This is a genomic window from Psychroflexus sp. S27 (genome assembly GCF_002810405.1).
Classification (GTDB): Bacteria; Bacteroidota; Bacteroidia; order Flavobacteriales; family Flavobacteriaceae; genus Psychroflexus; species Psychroflexus halocasei_A.
This window is the reverse complement of the sequence record NZ_NEXQ01000026.1, coordinates 108,044-126,783: the sequence shown is the minus strand read 5'-3', so window position 1 is coordinate 126,783 and position 18,740 is coordinate 108,044. Positions and strand designations below refer to the sequence as shown.

Sequence of the window (18,740 nt, the reverse complement as noted above, 5' to 3'; positions counted from 1 at the left end):
TGAATTGATATTCAGATGATTAAAATTATATTTTTTTATATAAAACTTGAAGCGAATTCATGTAAACATAAAAATCCCTACGTGATGTGTAGGGATTTTGTGTCAACTTATTTAAAAAATGAGGAATGCTATTTTAAACCTTACCTAAGGTATATAATTTTTCTAATGTTGGTGTTTTACTTCCGCCAGCTGGTTCTAAAGTAATACCGAAAGCTTCAGCAGTTGGCGCTTGTGCAACGCGGAATAACTTGGAATCATTATCTGTAAACTCCTCTAAAAGCCCAACACTGGTTGGCGTTAACGGGTCTAATTTCAGTGACCAAACTTGATAAACCATGCCTTCTGGAGGTTTTGGTAAACCTTTGGCGTCAATCATCACTTCTTTGGAGTCTTTGTTATAATAAGCTTTTGCATAAGCCTGAGCGAAATTCTCTTGTCCGTCCAAAGCGATAGCTTCAGTGTTTTCATCACTTAAAAATGTCATGATGGTTGCATAATCATCTTGAACTTCTTCTAAATATGTGTTTTCTTTTTCAAGCTTTTCATTTTCTTGATTGACAACCTGAATCTCATTTTGAGTGCTGTTGTATTGTTGATAAAGAACGCCAGAAGCAATCAATAAAAGGACAGCCGCAGCCCATCCGATGTATGTCATTGCTGAAGTTTTTGGGAGTTCCCTAACTTTGGTTTCTTTCTTAAATAATTTCTGTTTAATTCGCTCATAATTGACAGCGGGCAGATATGGCGAGGCGCTGTTAGATAGCCTGATGATGGCTTCCTCAATGGCTTCAACTTCCTTTTTAACTTCAGGATGTTTTGCCATCATGTCATCCACCTCTTTCTCTTCTTCAGCAGATAAAGAACCATAAACATACAGCTCTAAAATTCCTGAATCTATATATTCTTGTGTGCTCATTTGATATCTAATAAAGTTCTTAATTCATTGATACAAGCTCTATTTCTTGTTTTTAAAGTGCCTAAAGGAATGCTTAAATTTTCTGCAGCCTCTTTGTGTGTAAAACCTTTATAAAACAGTAAATCAATTATCTTGATACACTTAGGTTTTAGTTTTTCTATAAAAGCTTTAATGCCAATCGCGTTTGTCAGTTTTCCTAAATTGTAAGAGCCTTCTATAACATCTACGAAATTATCTGTACTTAGGTTTTCTCTTTCTTTTTTATAAGCTTTAGATCTGTATTTATCAATGGCTGCATTGCGAGCAATATTAACGATCCAGGTGTAAAATCGCCCTTTACTAGCATCGTAAGTGTCAATTTTTTGCCAGATTTTGACCATCACTTCCTGCAAAACATCTTCAGCTTGCGCCTTGTTTTTAACAATGGCATGTATCACACCAAAAAGACTTTGGGCATACATATCGTATAAGTGATCAAAAGATTTTTCATCTTTCTTTTGAAGAAGTTCAAGGAGTTGATCTTGTTGCATAAATAAATTTTTGTTTATAGAATTACAAAAATTGCATTTTAATTAGTTTTTTAGGCTATTTATTTTGGTAAATTAAATAAAAATATTAAATTAAGTTGTTTTTTAGTGAATATTAAGCCAAGATGTGTCGTGTTAATATTATTTCAGTTTTTTAAAAAATGAAATTTTACTTTTTAACGCCTCTAATTTTTATAAATAATTACTAATAAATTCAAATAAATATTTTTTAATGTCTATGCACTTTTAAAAAATTATATCAGTGAATATATATTAGTTATGTAAAATTTAAAAATATAATGGTTAAAAATGGGCTAACCACCCAAAGTCGAAATGATTTTGAAACGACATAAAAAAATTACAGATTTATTTAGTGTTATGAGCATTAATTTGAAAATCGAAACATTAAATTTAATCAATAAAATTTATTCCTATGAAAGTAATTATTAGAAATTTATTACCAGTACTAGTATTAGCATTGCTTTTTTCTTGTAGTGCTGATGAAAATACAATAATAGATCAATACAATTTTTTGTCTAAAAAAATTGAAAATAAAGAAATTAAAAATATTAAAGCAAATTATCAAAATTCTATTTTTTTAAAAGGGAAATTTAAAATCGTTAAGCCTACAAGAAATCAGTTTGTAATTTATACAGAAACTGATGAAACAAGACATGTGTTCCTATTTGATGAAGTGGATGAATCCTTTGATATTAATATAAACATTGAAAAATTATCTTATTTAAAAAATGGAATATTATTAAATGATGATTTATTTCTTGGAGTAGAAGGAAATGTAAATGAAATTATTAATACAGATTTAAAAATCTTGACTAATAATAATAGTATTCAAAGGATTGATAATTTTAAAATATTAATTCATAAATGGTTTGATAAAGAAGATGCAAATTTTAATGAATTATCAGTTGACAATTTAATAAATGAGGTATCAACAAGTGCTGTTCTAACACATAAAGGAGATTGTGATGCCGGAGGTGAAGGCTCTACGGGTTGTAGTATTGGAGGTGGTTCTTCAGGTTGTTCCGTTTCTTGTGGTTCAGGGTATTATGCCTGTTGTAATGTTACAACAATAGGTCCAAATGATTGTCATTGTGATAAAGGATAATGATAAAAAAACATGACATAACAATATATAAACGTAATAGCGGTATAGGTTGAGACTTGAACCGCTATTTCATTTAAAATTACAATTAAACACAAAAAGTAGCTGAATTTGTAAAAAAAGCTATTAAAGAATAAGATAAACCTAAAAAGTTTCCTATGAATTTTTTTAGAGAGAGTTTCTTAATGAAAGTATTCTTATCGGAACTCGCCTAATCAAAAACTTCTAAAACTGTTTAAATATATACTCGATGAATTATAGAAAAAACCAAAAAGTTATTCTTTAACTTACTTGAAAATAGATCATAAAAGCAAAACCCTTGAAATCAATGATTTCAAGGGTTTTTGTGGTCCCACCTGGGCTCGAACCAGGGACTTTTTGATTATGAGTCAAATACTCTAACCAGCTGAGTTATAGGACCAAGTCGCTGTAAAGCTGGCTTTTAAGGATTGCAAAAATAAACAATACTTGATTACAAACCAAAAATAATTTTCAACTTAAAGTTATTTATTCACGCTCTTGGCATAATTCAACTAAAACACCGTGATTAGATTTTGGATGTAAAAATGCAATCAACTTATTGTCAGCGCCATTTTTGGGCTCTTTATTAATCAGTTGGTAACCTTCTTTTTCAAGGCGTTTTATTTCAGCATAAATATCATCAACAGCAAAAGCGATGTGATGAATGCCTTCTCCTTTTTTAGCGATATATTTTGCAATCGGACTATCTTCAGAAGTGGCAGCTAGCAATTCTATTTTGCTTTCACCAGATTTAAAAAACAAAGTCGAAACCCCTTCACTTTCAACAGCTTCTTCTTTGTAAGGTTTTTCTTGCATCAATACTTCATAAGTTCGTGCCGCTTCTTCTAGGTTTTTAACTGCAATCCCAATGTGTTCAATTTTTTTCATAAGAAATCGTTTTTTGGATATGACAAAAGTATAAATACTTCTGATTACCTTTGCATTATGGAAGAGACAAATAGACAGAAAAAAATAGCAGGCCTGATTCAGGAAGATTTAGCTGATGTTATTCGCCTGACGCTTAAAAATGCAGGAGTTAATAACATCATTATTTCAGTAACTAAAGTAAGAGTGACGCCAGATTTATTGCAAGCAAAAGCTTATTTAAGTGTTTTTCCGAGTGAAAAAGCACACGAAATTTTGAATGACATCGATCAATACAGAGCAAAGATCAAACATGAAATTGCACAGCGAACGAGACATCAATTGCGTCGTATGCCAGACTTACTTTTGTATCACGATGATTCTATTGAGTACATCAATGATCTTGAAAATGCTTTTAAAGGAAAAGATAACCCAATTAAGGATCCAGATATTTTAGACAAGCGTAAGAAAAGGTGAGATTTTCGCTCTACATCGCAAAGCGTTATTTGTTTTCAAAAAGTGATAACAATGCCATTAACATCATCAGCATCATCGCTGCATTAGGTGTTATTGCTGCAACATTCGCGCTTTTTGTGGTGTTATCTGTTTTTTCAGGATTAAAAGATTTTAGCCTTTCGTTTACCAATGCCTATGATCCTGATTTGAAAGTTTTGCCAGCCGAAGGTAAAAAAATCACTTTAAATGATCAGCAATTTTATGAAATTCTTGAAATTTCTGACGTAAAAAAAGCTTCACAAGTCATTGAGGAAAAAGTTCTTTTACAATTTAAAGACAAAAGTTCGCCAGCCATTTTTAAAGCTGTTGATTCTAATTTTTTAAAAACAAATCAACTCAATAAACAATTGGTTTATGGAGAATGGTACGGTGAAGGTTTGTACCAAGTTGTGATGGGCTCGCGCTTGCAAAGAGATCTGTCTGTTGGCATCAGAGATTATTCTGGCTTACTTAATATTTATGTGCCAAAACCAGGAAAAGGTCAAATTTTGGATATTTCAAATGCTTTTGAAAAAGCCAGCACAAGCGTCGTTGGTGTGTTTAGTGTGAATGAAGAACTCGACCAAAATTATGTGATTGGTGATATAAATATTGCACGCGAATTACTCACTTTTAAAGATCATCACATCAGTGCGATTGAACTGAAACTCGATGAAAAAGCAGATATTGAAGCCATCACAACTTCTTTAAATGAAATTATTAAAGAAGATATTATCGTTAAAGACAGAATTGCGCTAAACGATAGTTTGTACAAAATGCTGAATACTGAAAACTTGGCGGTTTATCTTATATTTACATTGGTCCTCATCATCGCATTGTTTAATGTGATAGGCTCTATTACAATGGCAATTCTTGATAAACGTCACGATTTAAAATTGCTCAAAAATATTGGCGCAACAAAAAAACAGATCGTTTCAATTTTCTTTTTTCAAGGTAGCTTAATGAGTATTTTGGGCGGATTTATCGGACTCATTCTAGGCTTTATTCTTGTGCTGTTGCAGCTTAAATTCAGCTTCATCATGTTCACTGAGCGCTTGCCTTATCCTGTTAAAATAGAATGGCAAAACTTTGTTCTCGTTATCATCACCATCACTGTTCTCGGTGCTTTAGCATCTCGAATTGCAGCTGCTAGAGTCAAAAAATTACTTTAGAAATTTTAGTTTTAATCTCAGCCTTGAGCTTCTGAAAAATTAAAATCTCCAAATTTCTCTTCAACTTCATCAAAGGTTTTAAAAACATCTTTAGATTCGTCTGAAGTCACCATCTTCATGCGATATTCTTTAAAATGCGGAATGCCTTTAAAGTAAGTGGTGTAGTGTCGGCGCGTTTCAAAAACTCCAAGCTTTTCACCTTTCCAATCAATTGCCATTTGTAAATGACGTCGTGCTGTATCGATGCGTTCTTGAAAAGTGGCAGGAGCAATTTTTTCACCAGTTTCTAGATAATGTTTCACTTCTCTAAAAAACCAAGGATAACCAATACTCGCTCTGCCAATCATCGCACCATCTAAGCCGTAATCATCACGCATTTCTTTGGCGCGCTCAGGTGTGTTGACATCACCATTGCCAAAAACAGGAATATGCATTCGCGGATTATTTTTGACGGCTGCAATAGGTTTCCAGTCGGCATCACCTTTATACATTTGCGCACGTGTACGACCGTGAATTGAAATGGCTTTGCAACCCACATCTTGCAGGCGTTCAGCAACTTCTAAAATTTTAATAGAATCGTGATCCCAGCCTAAACGCGTTTTGACAGTAATCGGTAAATCTGTGTGTTTTACCATGGCTTCGGTGAGTTTGACCATCAAATCAACATCTTTCAGGATGCCAGCGCCAGCACCTTTTGAAACGACTTTTTTAACAGGACAACCAAAGTTGATATCAATAATATCAGGTTTAGTTTTTTCAACAATTTCAACAGATTGCAGCATTGATTCCAAATTGGCACCAAAAATCTGAATGCCAACCGGTCTTTCTTTTTCATAAATATCAAGCTTCATGGTGCTTTTCGCCGCATCACGAATCAAACCTTCTGAAGAAATAAACTCTGTGTAAACAACATCAGCGCCGTTTTCTTTACACAAAGCTCTAAATGGCGGATCGCTCACATCTTCCATCGGTGCGAGTAGCAATGGAAATTCACCTACATCAATATCGCCTATTTTTGTCAAAGTCGTCTTTTTAAAATTATGTCTGCAAAATTAATAAATAAAGAACACATATTTTTAAAGTTTTTAAGAGAGCTTGAAGAGAATTGTTTTGCGATTGACTTGACAGGTATAATTGGTCTTTAGTGCATAAAAAAAACCTCAGATTATAAATAACCTGAGATTTATTCTACATATTTTGAGGGAAACAGTTTTGTTTCGGAACAACCTGCTTCTAAAAACTAAATTTTATTCCTGCTCATCTTTCTTTTTGTGATCATTGACAACCTCTTCATCACGATATTTACAGCATGAATGAATCGCATTGTATTGCTCGTTAGTTGCTTTGATCTCTTTTGTATCATGACCCACAGAGGCAACTTTTTTAGAGATCGTTTTCAAATCTGTTTTGCCCTCGTTAAAGATGAGGTTTAATTCATGCGTGTTAACATTCCAAACTGCGGATTTGACACCTTTGGTTCTCACCGCTGCTTTTTCAATACGTTCTTTACACATGCCACAAACACCATCAACTTCAATACTTGCTTTTGCATTTTTATTTTGGGCAAAAGCTGCTGTTGTTAAAACTAGCGTAAAAATTAAAATTATTTTTTTCATTTTTTTGAATTTTAAATCCTGCCGAAGCAAGAAAGTATTTATTTATAATTTAAGTGAAACTTATTTATATGATTAATTAATTCTAAATCGCAATCCTGCATAATACAAACTTCCAAAGATTGGACCATAAACAAAGTTACTATCGAAATTTGATCCAAACGGGTTGTCAGAGCTAATCACAGGATGATCCTGTCTGACATTTGTTACATTTTCACCTCCTAAATATACTTCAAATTTTGGTGAAAAGACTTTTGTCACTTGTAGATTTAATGTGGCAACTCTTGGTGTGCGTTCTCTTAATTGATATTGTGACGGACTCATGTTTGTATTTGGAAAACGTTGTGAACTTAACCAGTTGAAGGTTGCATCAAACTTCCAATGGCTGCCATTTTCTTTTAAATTAGTTTCGTATGCTGCATTTGCAAATAAACGATGCTGAGGGATTAAAGGTTTTTCTAATTTTCCTGATTGATAATCTGTTTGGATATCATAAAATTTATAAGCTAGTCTCACATCAAAATTCTTGAATGTATTGTGATTAAACTCAAACTGGAAACTGTTTGCATAGCTATCACCTTCAAGATTATAAAAATTAACTTCATAAGGATTTTCCCAATCTACAATAACTTGATTTTGAAAATCTGTTCGGTAAAAATCAAATGTAACATCTGCTTTTCTTTCAAATAAATTAAAACCTTGTAAATAACTAATGCCGTAATTCCATGCAATTTCAGGATCTAATCCATAAACTTCACCACCTGAATTCAGAATATTAATCTGCCTAGAACTTGCAAACATATTTTGATTTTCTGCAAAGATATTTGCGCTTCGTTTACCTCGTCCTATTGAAGCTCTTAAGGCTGATTTTGCCCACGGCGCATATCGCACATGTAAACGAGGAGTCACAAAAAAGCCAAGTTTGTTATGCTGATCGACACGCACGCCAGCTGTTAGTGTGAGTTTGTCTAAATTATCATAAGCATATTCAAAAAAACCACCGACAGAATTTTCTGTACGTGCGTAATCATTAGTGTTTACCAATTCATCATAATGATCGTAAGTGAAACTCAATCCTGTTTTTATTTTATGTCGCGAATCTGAGATGATTGTGTTGTAAACAAGGTTTGAATAAAAGCTGTTATGCTCAATATCATAAAGATTTAAACCAAAATAAGAATCTTGTTTATGATGACTAAAAGCCATTTGAAAACCTAAACTTCGATAGGGAATTTCTGGGTTGACATAACCAAATTTTGATGTCACATCAAAACGTTCGGTGTTGATTTCACTTCCCCAATAATTGGTTGTTCCTTTATCTATATCTGGATCAAAATTAACTTGTCCGGCTTGCTTCTCATCATTGAGATATCTTAAATTCAAAAAGCTGACAATTCCTTTTTCAGGATTTGTGTATTGCCAGCGATTCATGACATTTATTTGATTGTAAAGCGGCATATCTAAAAAGCCGTCGTCATTGACATCATGCTTTGTTTGGTGCGTATTGCCATGTAAGTAAACACCTGTGCTCAATTTCTCTGACACTTTTGTATTAAAATGCGTGTTGAGCTCAAAGCGTTCATTGGTTGCGCCATAAAGATTGACAAATAATTTATCATCTGTGGTTGGCTTGACAAGTTCGGCGTTAATTTGTCCAGCGATGCTTTCAAAACCATTAACCACACTTCCTGTGCCTTTTGTAATCTGGATACTTTCAACCCATGTTCCTGGAATAAAACTGAGTCCGTAAGCTTGTGAAGCGCCACGAATTGAGGGAATATTTTCAGTAGTTACTAAAATATATGGAGAATTTAGTCCAAGCATTTTAATCTGTCGAGTTCCAGAAACGGCATCGGCAAAGTTGACGTCAATCGATGGATTGGTTTCAAAGCTTTCAGCTAAATTACAGCAAGCGGCTTTTAAGAGCTCATCACTTGAAACTGTAAAAGTATTTGCTGCTTTTAAATATGACTTTTGTGTCGCTTGCTTGCGAGATGTGATTTTGACAGCATCTAATTCACTACTGGCTTGCAAAACATGTTTGATTTCTCTGTTTTTATTGACAATTAAAGTATCGGTTTTAAATCCCATATAACTTATAACCAATTCGTTATAAGAAAATTTATAAGGAAGAGAAAATGTGCCATCTTCAGCAGTAATGGCGCCTACGGTCGATTCTGCCCAATAAACATTTGCGCCTGGCAATGGCATTTCTTTTCCTGTAGTCGCCTCCAAAACAACACCTTTTAATTGGTCTTGTGAAAACAAGAAGGTTGGGCTAAATAATAATATAAATAATGATAATCTCATAGAGTAAACTTTAAATGACATATATTGTCATAAGATTTTTTTGTATAAGTATTTTCGATTTTCAATTTTTCTGCTAAATATGATTTGTGAACATCAGCACTTATAAAGTTTTTTAAGAAAACTTCATAAAGACTGTAACATCACTTTTGTTTTGCTAAAAATGATGTGTAAAACCATAAAAGTTATATCAAAATCAAATAAGATAAGTCTCATTCAAAACATGGATGTCTTCAATGAGAATAGGAGGAGAATAGTATTGATGAGGAATTAATTCATCTTGAAAATCCTCAAAAAGATGAATGTAAGAATAGATGTAGGCAATTAAAACTTGTTGTTGAACAAAATCTAAATCATCGTTTGGGTTGATTGTTATTTCTGAAAGCCCTTCAATAATATCAATTTCATCTTTACAACAATCTGTTTTCGTTGCTTTGTTTTGCTTATACACATCGCTTCCACAATTTTCACTATCAGAAAAAACAGCAATATCAATTAAAACATCATTACAGAAATGTTTTTCTATCGTTAATGATAAAGTGGAAAACAACATTAAAAATGATAGTGTTGTAGCAAGTGTTTTGTATGTGTTTGAAAACTTCACTCTATAAAAAATATCAAAAACTTAAAATGATTAGTTTGAAAGCAAAAATACGTTTTTACTAAAAAATAAATGATAGTGTAAATCAAATAATTATTTAAGCCAAGCGTTTTTTGTTTTTCTGCACAAAATATTTAAAGATGTAAACCAAACTACCAATAAATGGCACAAAAATGATAAATAGCGTCCATAAGAAAGCCATAAAACCTTTTTCTGACTTGAATACGAAATAAAGAGAAGTCACTAAAGCAGCAAAGTAAATGATTCCAATAGATAAAATAGTAAAAGGACCAATTAAATTCATTTTGAGATGTTTATTTTGGAATTATAAATAATTATTAAAATTATGCAAATAAAATGATTTTTTAAAATTTACATTCATATACTCTAAAAATATGATAATTTTAATCGATTGCTAGACAGATGATAATCAAAACAATTAAAGCTTATACTTTCTGTCTTAAAAACCTATATTTGCAACTCTTAAACACGAGAAAAAGAGAATGAAACATATCCGAAATTTTTGCATAATTGCGCATATTGATCACGGGAAAAGTACACTTGCCGACCGTTTGCTTGATGCAACCGAAAGTGTGACTGAACGTGAAAAACAATCACAATTACTCGACAGCATGGATCTGGAACGAGAACGAGGCATTACCATTAAAAGTCACGCTGTTCAAATGGTTCATCATCATGAAGGGCAAGAATATGTGTTCAACCTTATTGACACGCCTGGTCACGTGGATTTCTCTTATGAAGTATCGCGATCTATCGCAGCTTGTGAAGGCGCTTTATTGATTGTTGATGCAGCGCAAAGTATTCAGGCACAAACCATTTCAAACCTTTACTTAGCTTTAGAAAACGATTTAGAAATCATTCCTGTTCTTAATAAAGTTGATTTGCCAAGTGCAAATCCTGAGGAAGTGACAGATGATATTGTTGAGCTTTTAGGCTGTGATCGTGAAGATGTGATTCCTGCTAGTGCAAAAACGGGTTTGGGTATTCAAGAAATTCTTGAAGCGATCGTTAAACGTGTTCCTTCACCAAAAGGCGATCCTGATGCGCCGTTGAGAGCTTTGATTTTCGACTCTGTTTACAACCCATTTCGTGGTGTTGAAACTTACTTTAGAGTTTTCGATGGGTCGATTAAAAAGAATCAAAAAATTAAATTTGTCGCAACAGATAATCAATATTCTGCTGACGAAATCGGAACTTTGAAATTAGTTCAAATTCCAAAAAAAGAAATACATGCTGGTGATGTTGGCTACGTTATCACAGGAATTAAGGAAGCGCGCGAAGTTAAAGTGGGTGATACCATTACTGATGCCGAAACGCCAACACAAAATGCTGTTTCAGGATTTGAAGATGTCAAGCCTATGGTTTTTGCAGGAATTTATCCTGTTGATACCGAAGATTATGAGGAACTGAGAGCTTCTATGGAAAAACTTCAGTTGAATGATGCCTCTTTGGTATTCCAACCAGAAAGTTCTGCCGCTCTTGGTTTTGGTTTCCGTTGCGGTTTCTTAGGTATGCTTCACCTTGAAATTATTCAGGAAAGATTAGAGCGTGAGTTTGATATGACGGTAATCACAACCGTGCCTAACGTTTCTTATTTAGCCTACACGCTGAAAGATCCTAATGAAGCATTGCCTGTCAGTAACCCTTCAGATTTGCCAGATCCTTCTGTTATAGATCGTGTTGAAGAGCCATATATCAAAGCAAGTATCATTACAAAAGCTGATTATGTTGGTCCTGTGATGTCGCTTTGTATTGAAAAAAGAGGAGAAATTACAAATCAAATTTACCTGACTGAAGATCGTGTTGAGCTGAGTTTTGATATGCCTTTGGCAGAAATTGTTTTCGATTTTTATGATCGTTTAAAAACAGTTTCAAAAGGTTATGCTTCTTTTGATTATTCGCCAATCGGGATGCGAACTTCTAAACTTGTCAAGGTTGATGTTCTGCTTAATGGAAACAAAGTTGATGCTTTATCAGCTTTACTTCACGCCGATAATGCTTATGATATCGGTAAGAAAATGTGTATTAAATTGAAAGAATTAATTCCGCGTCAACAATTTGATATCCCGATTCAGGCTGCAATTGGTGCTAAAATTATTTCGAGAGAAACTGTGAAAGCTTTACGTAAAGATGTAACTGCAAAATGTTATGGTGGTGATATTTCTCGTAAAAGAAAACTTTTAGAAAAACAGAAAAAAGGTAAGAAGAAAATGCGTGCTGTTGGTAATGTTGAAATTCCACAAGAAGCATTTATGGCTGTCCTGAAATTAAATGATTAATAAGAAAAATGTCATTTTGAGTTCATTTCAGAGTCTCAAGAAACTTTTAGAGAAAATATAAATTTAAAAAACGCTTTTATCAGGTGCGATAAAAGCGTTTTTTTATGAAGACATCAATCCTAAATCTTTTTGAATCTGTTGGTTGATGCTTTTCCAAAAATGATAAAGTGACTCTAATTCTTCTTCAGGGAAGTCAGCTTCAACATCATATAATTTTATTCTGATCAACTCCATGTCAACTTCTTCTTTGACTTCAACTTGTCCAAATCTAGAAGTTAATCGATGAATAGCGTCACGGCAAATTTCAGAATCCTTTTCAGTAATTCCTTTTTTGAGTTTGTTGAGGTCAGTTTCGTTTTCATCAATCAACGATTCTGTGAGTTCTATAAGTGCTGACATTTCATCACCAGCATAGGCTTTTAAAGTTTCTAAACTGTATTCTCTCTCAGAAATTTCAACGGAATTCTTCTCGGTTTGCGTTTGATGAGTTTGCTTAATATTCAGTAAATCACAAACGGTGTCAATAAGTTTTTTGGTTTTAAGAGGTTTAAAAATCTTATCATCAAAAGCTGAAATATGAGATTTTTCATCATCGCTCAGCATTGTGTTTGCTGTCGAAATAATGGCAGGAGGTAAATCAGGGTATTTTGCCTTTAACTTCTGTAAAAGTTCGTAGCCTGTCATTTCTGGCATTTTATAATCAAAAATAAATAAGTCGATATGATCAATATTTTCTAATGCGTTCAATGCTTCTTGCGGATTTGAGAACGAAGTGATTTTGGCCCCGTAAGAATTCAGCACTTTTGTCAATAATTTTAGAATCAACTCATCATCTTCAACAAGACAAATATGTTTGTTTTGAAGTAAACTCTTGTTAGGTTGTAACGCATTCGTTTGTTCTTCTTTAATATTTTCTAAACGTTTTAAATGAAACTCTAATCTGAAATATGTGCCTTTATCAATGTCACTTTTAATGTACATTTTGCCTTCCAGATTTTGGACAATTTTTTTGACAATGCCTAAACCTAAACCAGTTCCTTTCAATTTGTTTTTATGAGTTCCTGCTTGTTGGTAATCTTTAAAAATGCTGTCAATCTCAACATCAGTCATGCCAACACCAGTATCTTTAATTTCAAGAATAAAATAATCAGGATTATCAACATCTGCAAAAGCATGAAAACTGATTTTTCCTTTTTCAGTAAACTTCATTGCGTTATGCAATAAATTATAAAGAATATGTTGTAATAATTGAAGATCAGTTTCAACATAAATATTCTCTTCTGGTATTTTATATTCAAAAGCTAAACCTTTTGTTTTTATAGGTCTCGAGAAGCTTTGCACAATCGCATCAAGCCCTTTTGTGAAGTTGACGGGTTTTTTATTGACATCGATAATTCCGGCTTTGATTTTAGCGATATCCAGTATTTCGTTTGTCATTTCATAAAGATAATCTGAAGCAGATTTTAAAGCCAAAACATTTTCATTATCGTGATCCAAAAGATCGATATAACCAATAATTGAAGTCAGCGGCGTTCTTAATTCGTGACTCATTGTTGAGAGAAATTTCTGTTCTTCTTCAGCTTCTCTTCTTGCTTTAGCTTCGTTTTCTTTTAGTTTCTTTTGGTAAAAAATATTCTTGTTAATATCCTTAAATATAATCAGCATGCTGATGAGAATAATCAGAATAAGCAAGCCAACAATAAAAGCGATAATGTAAAGTTTCTTCTGAGCATTTTCCTGAAGCTTAACAATTGAGTTTTGTTGATTTTGGTATTCAGTAAAAATGATATCGTTCAATATTTTCTCAACATCATTATAAATCTCCATATTACTTTTGAATATATCACGCTCTCTTTGATTAAGCTGTCGCAAAAGTCTCATGCGTCTCGTTTGGAACATCTGCATGGATGGTTCGATATCAAAAAGTAGACTATCCGAGCTTTTTGAGGCTAAGGTGTCAATTTTTTGGTTGATCAATGTATCCATCACTTTGATGTCTTTTTTCTTGGGTTTTGGTTTCTCACCGCCAAATAATCTTTGAAAAAAGTTACGAGAATCCTCTTCGCTTACTTCTGTTGAGTCAATGCCTTCTAGTGAGCGCTCATAAATTTCTGAGTTAATATGCTTTACAATCATCACAGAATCTGATGATTGTGTGGCTTGCGTGAGCAATTCATCTTCTAAAAAAACTTTAAATTCTTTATAGAGCTTTTCTTGTTGAAGATCACTGTTTTTTTCTAAAGCTGCATAATCATCTCTAATTTGTTCCAGCAGAAAAGGGATGGTGTCAAGCTTGTCAATTTTGTGTTTTTGACTGTTTAAATTAAGCTGAATCGAATCAATTCTTGACGTAATTTTATCAATCAAACTGTCTGACATTTGCTTGTTTGAATTATTTTCTCTGACAAGATACAGACTGTTGAATTTGTTGAGGTCAAGCATAATTTGCTTGATGTGAGCTGAGTTTTTATCTGGTGCCAAAGCACTTTCAACATCTTTATTGATACTTCCCAAACTTTGATAGAAATAAACACTTAATCCCATCAAGCCGATAAGAATCAGTGTGAAAATCCAAAGCATTTTACCTTTTAGCTTAAACATCGCTTTTATTTATAGAGACTTTTAAAGGCACAAGATGTACCAAATTTACTTTTTTTAAAAATAGAGGAATTCTTTTGCCTAAATGCTGCTTTTTCACAAAAAATATGAAGTTAAAAAGTGTTGATTTACGTTTTGTTTTTCTACAAAGTGTAGAATCATTTCTACAGATTTTTAAATCTATTTAAAACTTCATTATTTTAAAATTCTGATTTTCAGCTATTTAATCATTTATTTTATTCTGGTCTCAATATTGAATATTAGCTAAATGAATTTGAAACAATAATCAAATTAAAATGATTGCTATGAAAAAGATGATTTTTACAGTTGCATTTGCAGCAGCTACAATAGGAATGAAAGCGACAGTTAGTCAAAGTCAATTTGAAGTTTTAGAAATTCAAACAGAAGTGAATTATGAAAAAAATATTCAATTTAAAGATTTACCAGCTGCGGTTCGGGATGCTTTTAAAGCTGACGGACATGAAGAGAAAGATGTTTTGAAAATTGTCAAAACTAAAATTGATAAAAGATTTACAGAGTTTAAGTTTTTAGTCAAAGAAGAAGGTCAAGAAACCGAAATCTCTTATAAGGCTAAACTCAAGGAATAAAAAAATGCTAAAGAATTTAGCATCAGAAATACACAACACACATTAAAAAAATTGTTATGAAAAAGTTAGTTTTTACTGCTGTTTTAGCAGCCGCTTCGATCGGCTTGTCTCAAGCGAATACTATTGTAGATCACGCTGAAACGACTCAAGAAGCAACACTTCAAAACGAGAAAGAAATTAAGTTTAGCGAAGTTCCAGAAGCCGTCCAAAATGCTTTTATGCAAGATGGGTACAAAGAAGAAGACGTTCTCAAGGTTTGGGAAATTGATTCTGGCGAAGGCTTAACGGAGTACAAATTTTTATTAGAAGTTGACGGACAGAAATCAGAGATTTCTTACAAAGCTCAAACAAAGTAATGTTAATGAGCTGTTAGTATAGCTCATTTTCAACAACTTACTCACAACACACATTAAAAATTATTAATTATGAAAAAGATCATTTTAACTGCAGTTTTTGCAGCCGCAACAATAGGAGTCGCCAATGCAAATACATTAACTCAACCAGTTGATGTTACAATTGAATCGACTTTTCAAAATGAGAAAAAAGTAGAATTTAAAGATGTTCCTCAAAATGTCAAAGATGCTTTTAAAGCTGATGGCTTGAAGGAGGATCAAATCAAAGAAATCACTGCCGTAAAAACAGGTAGAGGTTTAACAGAGTACAAGTTCCTTTTAGAAATTGAAGGAAAAGAAGTTGAGAAGTCTTATGATGCCTTGACGAAAGATTAAAAAAGCTGATTGATTTCAGCGCACAACAAAAGAAACCACAACAACCTATTTAACCTATAAATCCTATTATTATGAAAAAATTAGTCCTTACTGCATTTTTTGCAGCCATTACTATCGGAATTAGCCATGCAAACACTGCAACAGAAGTGCCGACCAACTCTTATGAAAACTTTATCCAAAATCAAAGAGTTATTGAGTTAAACGAAGTTCCGCAAATTGTACAAGATGCCTTCAAGGCTGACGGTTATACTGAGGAAAGCATTGTTGAAATCCATGAAATTACAACAGGCGAAGCTCAGATAGAGTATAAGTTTATTCTTGAAGTTGAAGATCAACAAGCAGAAGTAACTTATAACGCTAAAGGCGAAAAACAATAAGCTTAATTTAGTTTTGGTTCCCTAGGGGCTGTCACTTGTGACAGTCCCTTTTTTTGTTAACGAAGTTTTGTGTGTCTTAATTCATCACTTTGTTTAAATTTGTCTAAAATCCTGTTTGTGAAACATATTCTCCTCATTGATGATGATGCTTTTTTTATCAAAACATTAAGCAACTACTTAAAGCGTTTTAATTATGAAGTTTCAACAGAAACCAATGCTGAATCGGCATTGAAATTAATTGATCAAACAACTTTTGATCTCGTGATCACTGATTATAAATTACCAAACTCTGATGGGTTAACCGTTATTGAAAATCTTAAAAAAAACCATCCTGAAGTTCCTGTTATTCTTATCACAAACTACTCAGACATTCGTACGGCTGTAAAGTCTATTAAACTTGGCGCTTTTGAGTTTATTTCGAAACCGATTATCCCTGACGAATTTAAAATTGTGATTCAAAAAGCTTTGGAGAATAAAGAAAAAGAGTCGCAATCAAATTTTAAAAAAGAAAACACACAGAAAGAAAAAGAGCAGACGCAGCAATCAGCTGATGAAACTTCTTTGATTAAAGGTGTCAATGCGAAAGCGATTCAATTATGGCAATTTGCAAAACAAGTCGCGCCAACAACAATGTCTGTTCTTATTACGGGTGAAAGCGGAACTGGTAAAGAATATGTTGCACAATATATTCACGATCATTCTGAGCGCGCCAATAAAAAGTTTGTTGCCGTCGATTGTGGTGCTTTACCAGAAAATATCGCTTCAAGTGAATTGTTTGGTCATGTGAAGGGTGCTTTTACAGGCGCAACGCATGATAAAGTTGGTCAGTTTGAATATGCAAATGGAGGAACTTTGTTTCTAGATGAAATCGGAAACTTAGCCTACGAAACACAAGTGAAACTTTTAAGAGTTTTACAAGAACAAAGCATCAGACGAGTTGGTGATACTAAAGACATCAAGATTGATGTGCGTGTTATTGCAGCAACCAACGAAATGCTTCAATCCGCGATAGATGATAATATTTTTCGATTAGATTTATATCACCGCCTTAATGAATTTGAACTCACAACACCATCTTTGAGAAATCGACCTGAAGATTTCGAAGAATTTGTTAAGTTCTTTATCAAAATTGCAAGTCAAGAATTAAACAAAGCTATTCCTCGAATTTCTATTAAACTCATAGAAAGATTGTCTTATTACGATTGGCCAGGAAATTTACGTGAACTCAAAAACTTAATGAAGCGTGCAGTTCTTTTAGCACAAGATGGTGAAATTCTTGAAGCGCATCTACCACAAGCTATTTTGGAAAAAGAACAGCCAAAAGTCAACCTCAAAGATGCAAAGGAGCATCAAGAGAAACAGCTGATTTTAGAAGAGCTAGAAAAACAACGCTACAACAAATCTAAAGTTGCCAAAGCACTGGATATCGATAGATCAACGCTTTACAATAAATTAAAACAATACGATATTAAGTTGTGATTAATAACGCCATTTGTTGGCTAACCATACTAGCGATAGCATCACCGGAACTTCAATTAAGATGCCGACAACCGTGGCTAAAGAAGCGCCCGAATTAAGCCCAAATAATGAAATAGCCACAGCTACAGCAAGTTCAAAAAAGTTGCTCGCACCAATTAAAGCAGAGGGTGCACAAATCTGATGTTTTAACTTCATAAAGCGACCTGCAAACCAAGCCAAGAAAAAGATAAAATAAGTCTGAAGCGTCAGCGGAACTGCAATCAGTAAAATATGGAATGGTTTTGCGATAATTCTTTCTCCTTGAAAAGCAAAAAGTAAAATTAATGTTGTGAGAAGTGCCAGAATTGAAACTGGTTTTAGCTTTGGTAAAAACCTTTTCTCAAACCATTCTTTTCCATATTTCTGAATCAATAATTTATTTGATAAATAACCAGATAAAAGCGGAATAACTACAAAAATAAAGACCGAGTACAACAAAGTATCATAAGGAATTTCTACATCAGTAACACCAAGCAAAAACTTAACAATTGGTATAAAAGCCACCACTAAAATTAAGTCGTTGAGCGAAACTTGAACTAAAGTATAATTGGCGTCACCTTTGGTTAAATACGACCACACAAAAACCATTGCGGTACATGGCGCAGCTCCAAGTATAATGGCTCCTGCAATGTATTCAGAAGCTTCAGTTGGCGAGAGAAAAGCTTGAAAGATTTGATCTAAAAATAACCATGCAAAGAAAGCCATGCTAAAAGGCTTAATCAGCCAATTCACAACCAAGGTTAAGCCTATACCTTTTGCATTTTTGGTCACATTTTTAAGTGAGGAAAAATCAATTTGAACCATCATTGGGTAAATCATCATCCAAACCAAAATCGCAACAGGCAAATTAACCTTTGCAACTTCTAGATCACTCAAAAAGGCAATAGAATCACCTGCTAAATAGCCTAAAAAAATCCCAATCGCAATGCAAGCTAAAACCCAAAGGCTTAAATATTTTTCAAACTTTCCCAT

19 protein-coding genes and 1 tRNA gene are annotated in these 18,740 nt (G+C 33.3%); 9 read left to right on the top strand and 11 right to left on the bottom strand.

Translation table 11 applies throughout. The annotated features are described in order from the left end of the window. Positions 1 to 133 precede the first annotated feature (133 nt). Both CAP47_RS11865 and CAP47_RS11860 read right to left on the bottom strand, forming a co-directional pair. Complete coding sequence (locus tag CAP47_RS11865) at positions 134 to 916, bottom strand: anti-sigma factor domain-containing protein (RefSeq protein ID WP_100776807.1); 783 nt, start codon at positions 914 to 916, stop codon at positions 134 to 136. Next, positions 913 to 1,446, bottom strand: coding sequence for an RNA polymerase sigma factor (locus CAP47_RS11860; protein WP_100776806.1), 534 nt, complete (start codon positions 1,444 to 1,446; stop codon positions 913 to 915). Before CAP47_RS11860 ends, CAP47_RS11865 begins: the two co-directional genes overlap by 4 nt. Before the next feature lie 430 nt (positions 1,447 to 1,876). Between CAP47_RS11860 and CAP47_RS11855 the strand changes: the two genes are divergently transcribed. Beyond that, positions 1,877 to 2,569, top strand: a complete 693-nt coding sequence (locus tag CAP47_RS11855) for a hypothetical protein (protein WP_100776805.1) — start codon at positions 1,877 to 1,879, stop codon at positions 2,567 to 2,569. 344 nt (positions 2,570 to 2,913) lie between these two features. Here CAP47_RS11855 and CAP47_RS11850 read toward each other — a convergent pair. Further along, a tRNA-Ile gene (locus tag CAP47_RS11850) sits at positions 2,914 to 2,987 on the bottom strand. A gap of 86 nt (positions 2,988 to 3,073) precedes the next feature. Continuing rightward, a complete protein-coding gene (gene mce / locus CAP47_RS11845; RefSeq protein ID WP_100776804.1) occupies positions 3,074 to 3,475 on the bottom strand; it encodes a methylmalonyl-CoA epimerase in 402 nt (133 codons plus the stop codon). A 57-nt stretch (positions 3,476 to 3,532) separates the two neighbouring features. On the opposite strand from mce, the gene rbfA reads away from it, so the two are divergent. Further along, positions 3,533 to 3,928: a 30S ribosome-binding factor RbfA gene (gene rbfA, locus CAP47_RS11840; RefSeq protein ID WP_100776803.1), complete on the top strand. Its 396-nt coding sequence runs from the start codon at positions 3,533 to 3,535 to the stop codon at positions 3,926 to 3,928. Beyond that, positions 3,925 to 5,118, top strand: coding sequence for an ABC transporter permease (locus CAP47_RS11835; protein WP_100776802.1), 1,194 nt, complete (start codon positions 3,925 to 3,927; stop codon positions 5,116 to 5,118). The genes rbfA and CAP47_RS11835 overlap by 4 nt, the downstream gene beginning before the upstream one ends. A gap of 17 nt (positions 5,119 to 5,135) precedes the next feature. Here CAP47_RS11835 and dusB read toward each other — a convergent pair whose 3' ends face one another. The 5 genes from dusB to CAP47_RS11810 all read right to left on the bottom strand — a co-directional run bounded on the left by dusB (position 5,136) and on the right by CAP47_RS11810 (position 9,943). Next, a complete protein-coding gene (gene dusB / locus CAP47_RS11830) occupies positions 5,136 to 6,140 on the bottom strand; it encodes a tRNA dihydrouridine synthase DusB (RefSeq protein WP_100776801.1) in 1,005 nt (334 codons plus the stop codon). A 225-nt stretch (positions 6,141 to 6,365) separates the two neighbouring features. Next, positions 6,366 to 6,734 (bottom strand): heavy-metal-associated domain-containing protein, encoded by a 369-nt coding sequence (locus CAP47_RS11825; RefSeq protein WP_100776800.1) that lies wholly within the window; start codon positions 6,732 to 6,734, stop codon positions 6,366 to 6,368. Positions 6,735 to 6,806: 72 nt separating this feature from the next. Further along, entirely contained in the window at positions 6,807 to 9,041 is a 2,235-nt protein-coding gene (locus tag CAP47_RS11820; protein ID WP_100776799.1) for a TonB-dependent receptor domain-containing protein, read from the bottom strand. A 193-nt stretch (positions 9,042 to 9,234) separates the two neighbouring features. Beyond that, positions 9,235 to 9,642 (bottom strand): HYC_CC_PP family protein, encoded by a 408-nt coding sequence (locus CAP47_RS11815; RefSeq protein WP_100776798.1) that lies wholly within the window; start codon positions 9,640 to 9,642, stop codon positions 9,235 to 9,237. Positions 9,643 to 9,736: 94 nt separating this feature from the next. Further along, positions 9,737 to 9,943, bottom strand: coding sequence for a PLDc N-terminal domain-containing protein (locus tag CAP47_RS11810; protein WP_100776797.1), 207 nt, complete (start codon positions 9,941 to 9,943; stop codon positions 9,737 to 9,739). Positions 9,944 to 10,142: 199 nt separating this feature from the next. On the opposite strand from CAP47_RS11810, the gene lepA reads away from it, so the two are divergent. Beyond that, on the top strand, positions 10,143 to 11,939 hold the full coding sequence (lepA, locus tag CAP47_RS11805) for a translation elongation factor 4 (RefSeq protein ID WP_100776796.1): 1,797 nt from the start codon (positions 10,143 to 10,145) through the stop codon (positions 11,937 to 11,939). A 102-nt stretch (positions 11,940 to 12,041) separates the two neighbouring features. On the opposite strand, the gene CAP47_RS11800 is transcribed toward lepA, so the two are convergent. Next, positions 12,042 to 14,540, bottom strand: coding sequence for a hybrid sensor histidine kinase/response regulator (locus CAP47_RS11800; protein ID WP_100776795.1), 2,499 nt, complete (start codon positions 14,538 to 14,540; stop codon positions 12,042 to 12,044). 302 nt (positions 14,541 to 14,842) lie between these two features. On the opposite strand from CAP47_RS11800, the gene CAP47_RS11795 reads away from it, so the two are divergent. The 5 genes from CAP47_RS11795 to CAP47_RS11775 all read left to right on the top strand — a co-directional run bounded on the left by CAP47_RS11795 (position 14,843) and on the right by CAP47_RS11775 (position 17,729). Beyond that, the gene (locus CAP47_RS11795) at positions 14,843 to 15,145 is read left to right on the top strand and encodes a hypothetical protein (protein ID WP_143521352.1); all 303 of its coding nucleotides are present in this window, start codon (positions 14,843 to 14,845) and stop codon (positions 15,143 to 15,145) included. Positions 15,146 to 15,201: 56 nt separating this feature from the next. After that, entirely contained in the window at positions 15,202 to 15,501 is a 300-nt protein-coding gene (locus tag CAP47_RS11790; RefSeq protein ID WP_093244643.1) for a hypothetical protein, read from the top strand. A 69-nt stretch (positions 15,502 to 15,570) separates the two neighbouring features. After that, positions 15,571 to 15,873, top strand: a complete 303-nt coding sequence (locus tag CAP47_RS11785; protein WP_093244640.1) for a hypothetical protein — start codon at positions 15,571 to 15,573, stop codon at positions 15,871 to 15,873. A 71-nt stretch (positions 15,874 to 15,944) separates the two neighbouring features. Then, positions 15,945 to 16,250, top strand: coding sequence for a hypothetical protein (locus CAP47_RS11780; protein WP_093244637.1), 306 nt, complete (start codon positions 15,945 to 15,947; stop codon positions 16,248 to 16,250). 117 nt (positions 16,251 to 16,367) lie between these two features. Then, a complete protein-coding gene (locus CAP47_RS11775; RefSeq protein WP_093244728.1) occupies positions 16,368 to 17,729 on the top strand; it encodes a sigma-54-dependent transcriptional regulator in 1,362 nt (453 codons plus the stop codon). Here the strand turns inward: CAP47_RS11775 and arsB are convergent, their stop codons facing one another. Then, the gene (gene arsB, locus CAP47_RS11770) at positions 17,730 to 18,740 is read right to left on the bottom strand and encodes an ACR3 family arsenite efflux transporter (RefSeq protein ID WP_093244634.1); all 1,011 of its coding nucleotides are present in this window, start codon (positions 18,738 to 18,740) and stop codon (positions 17,730 to 17,732) included. It abuts the gene before it with no gap.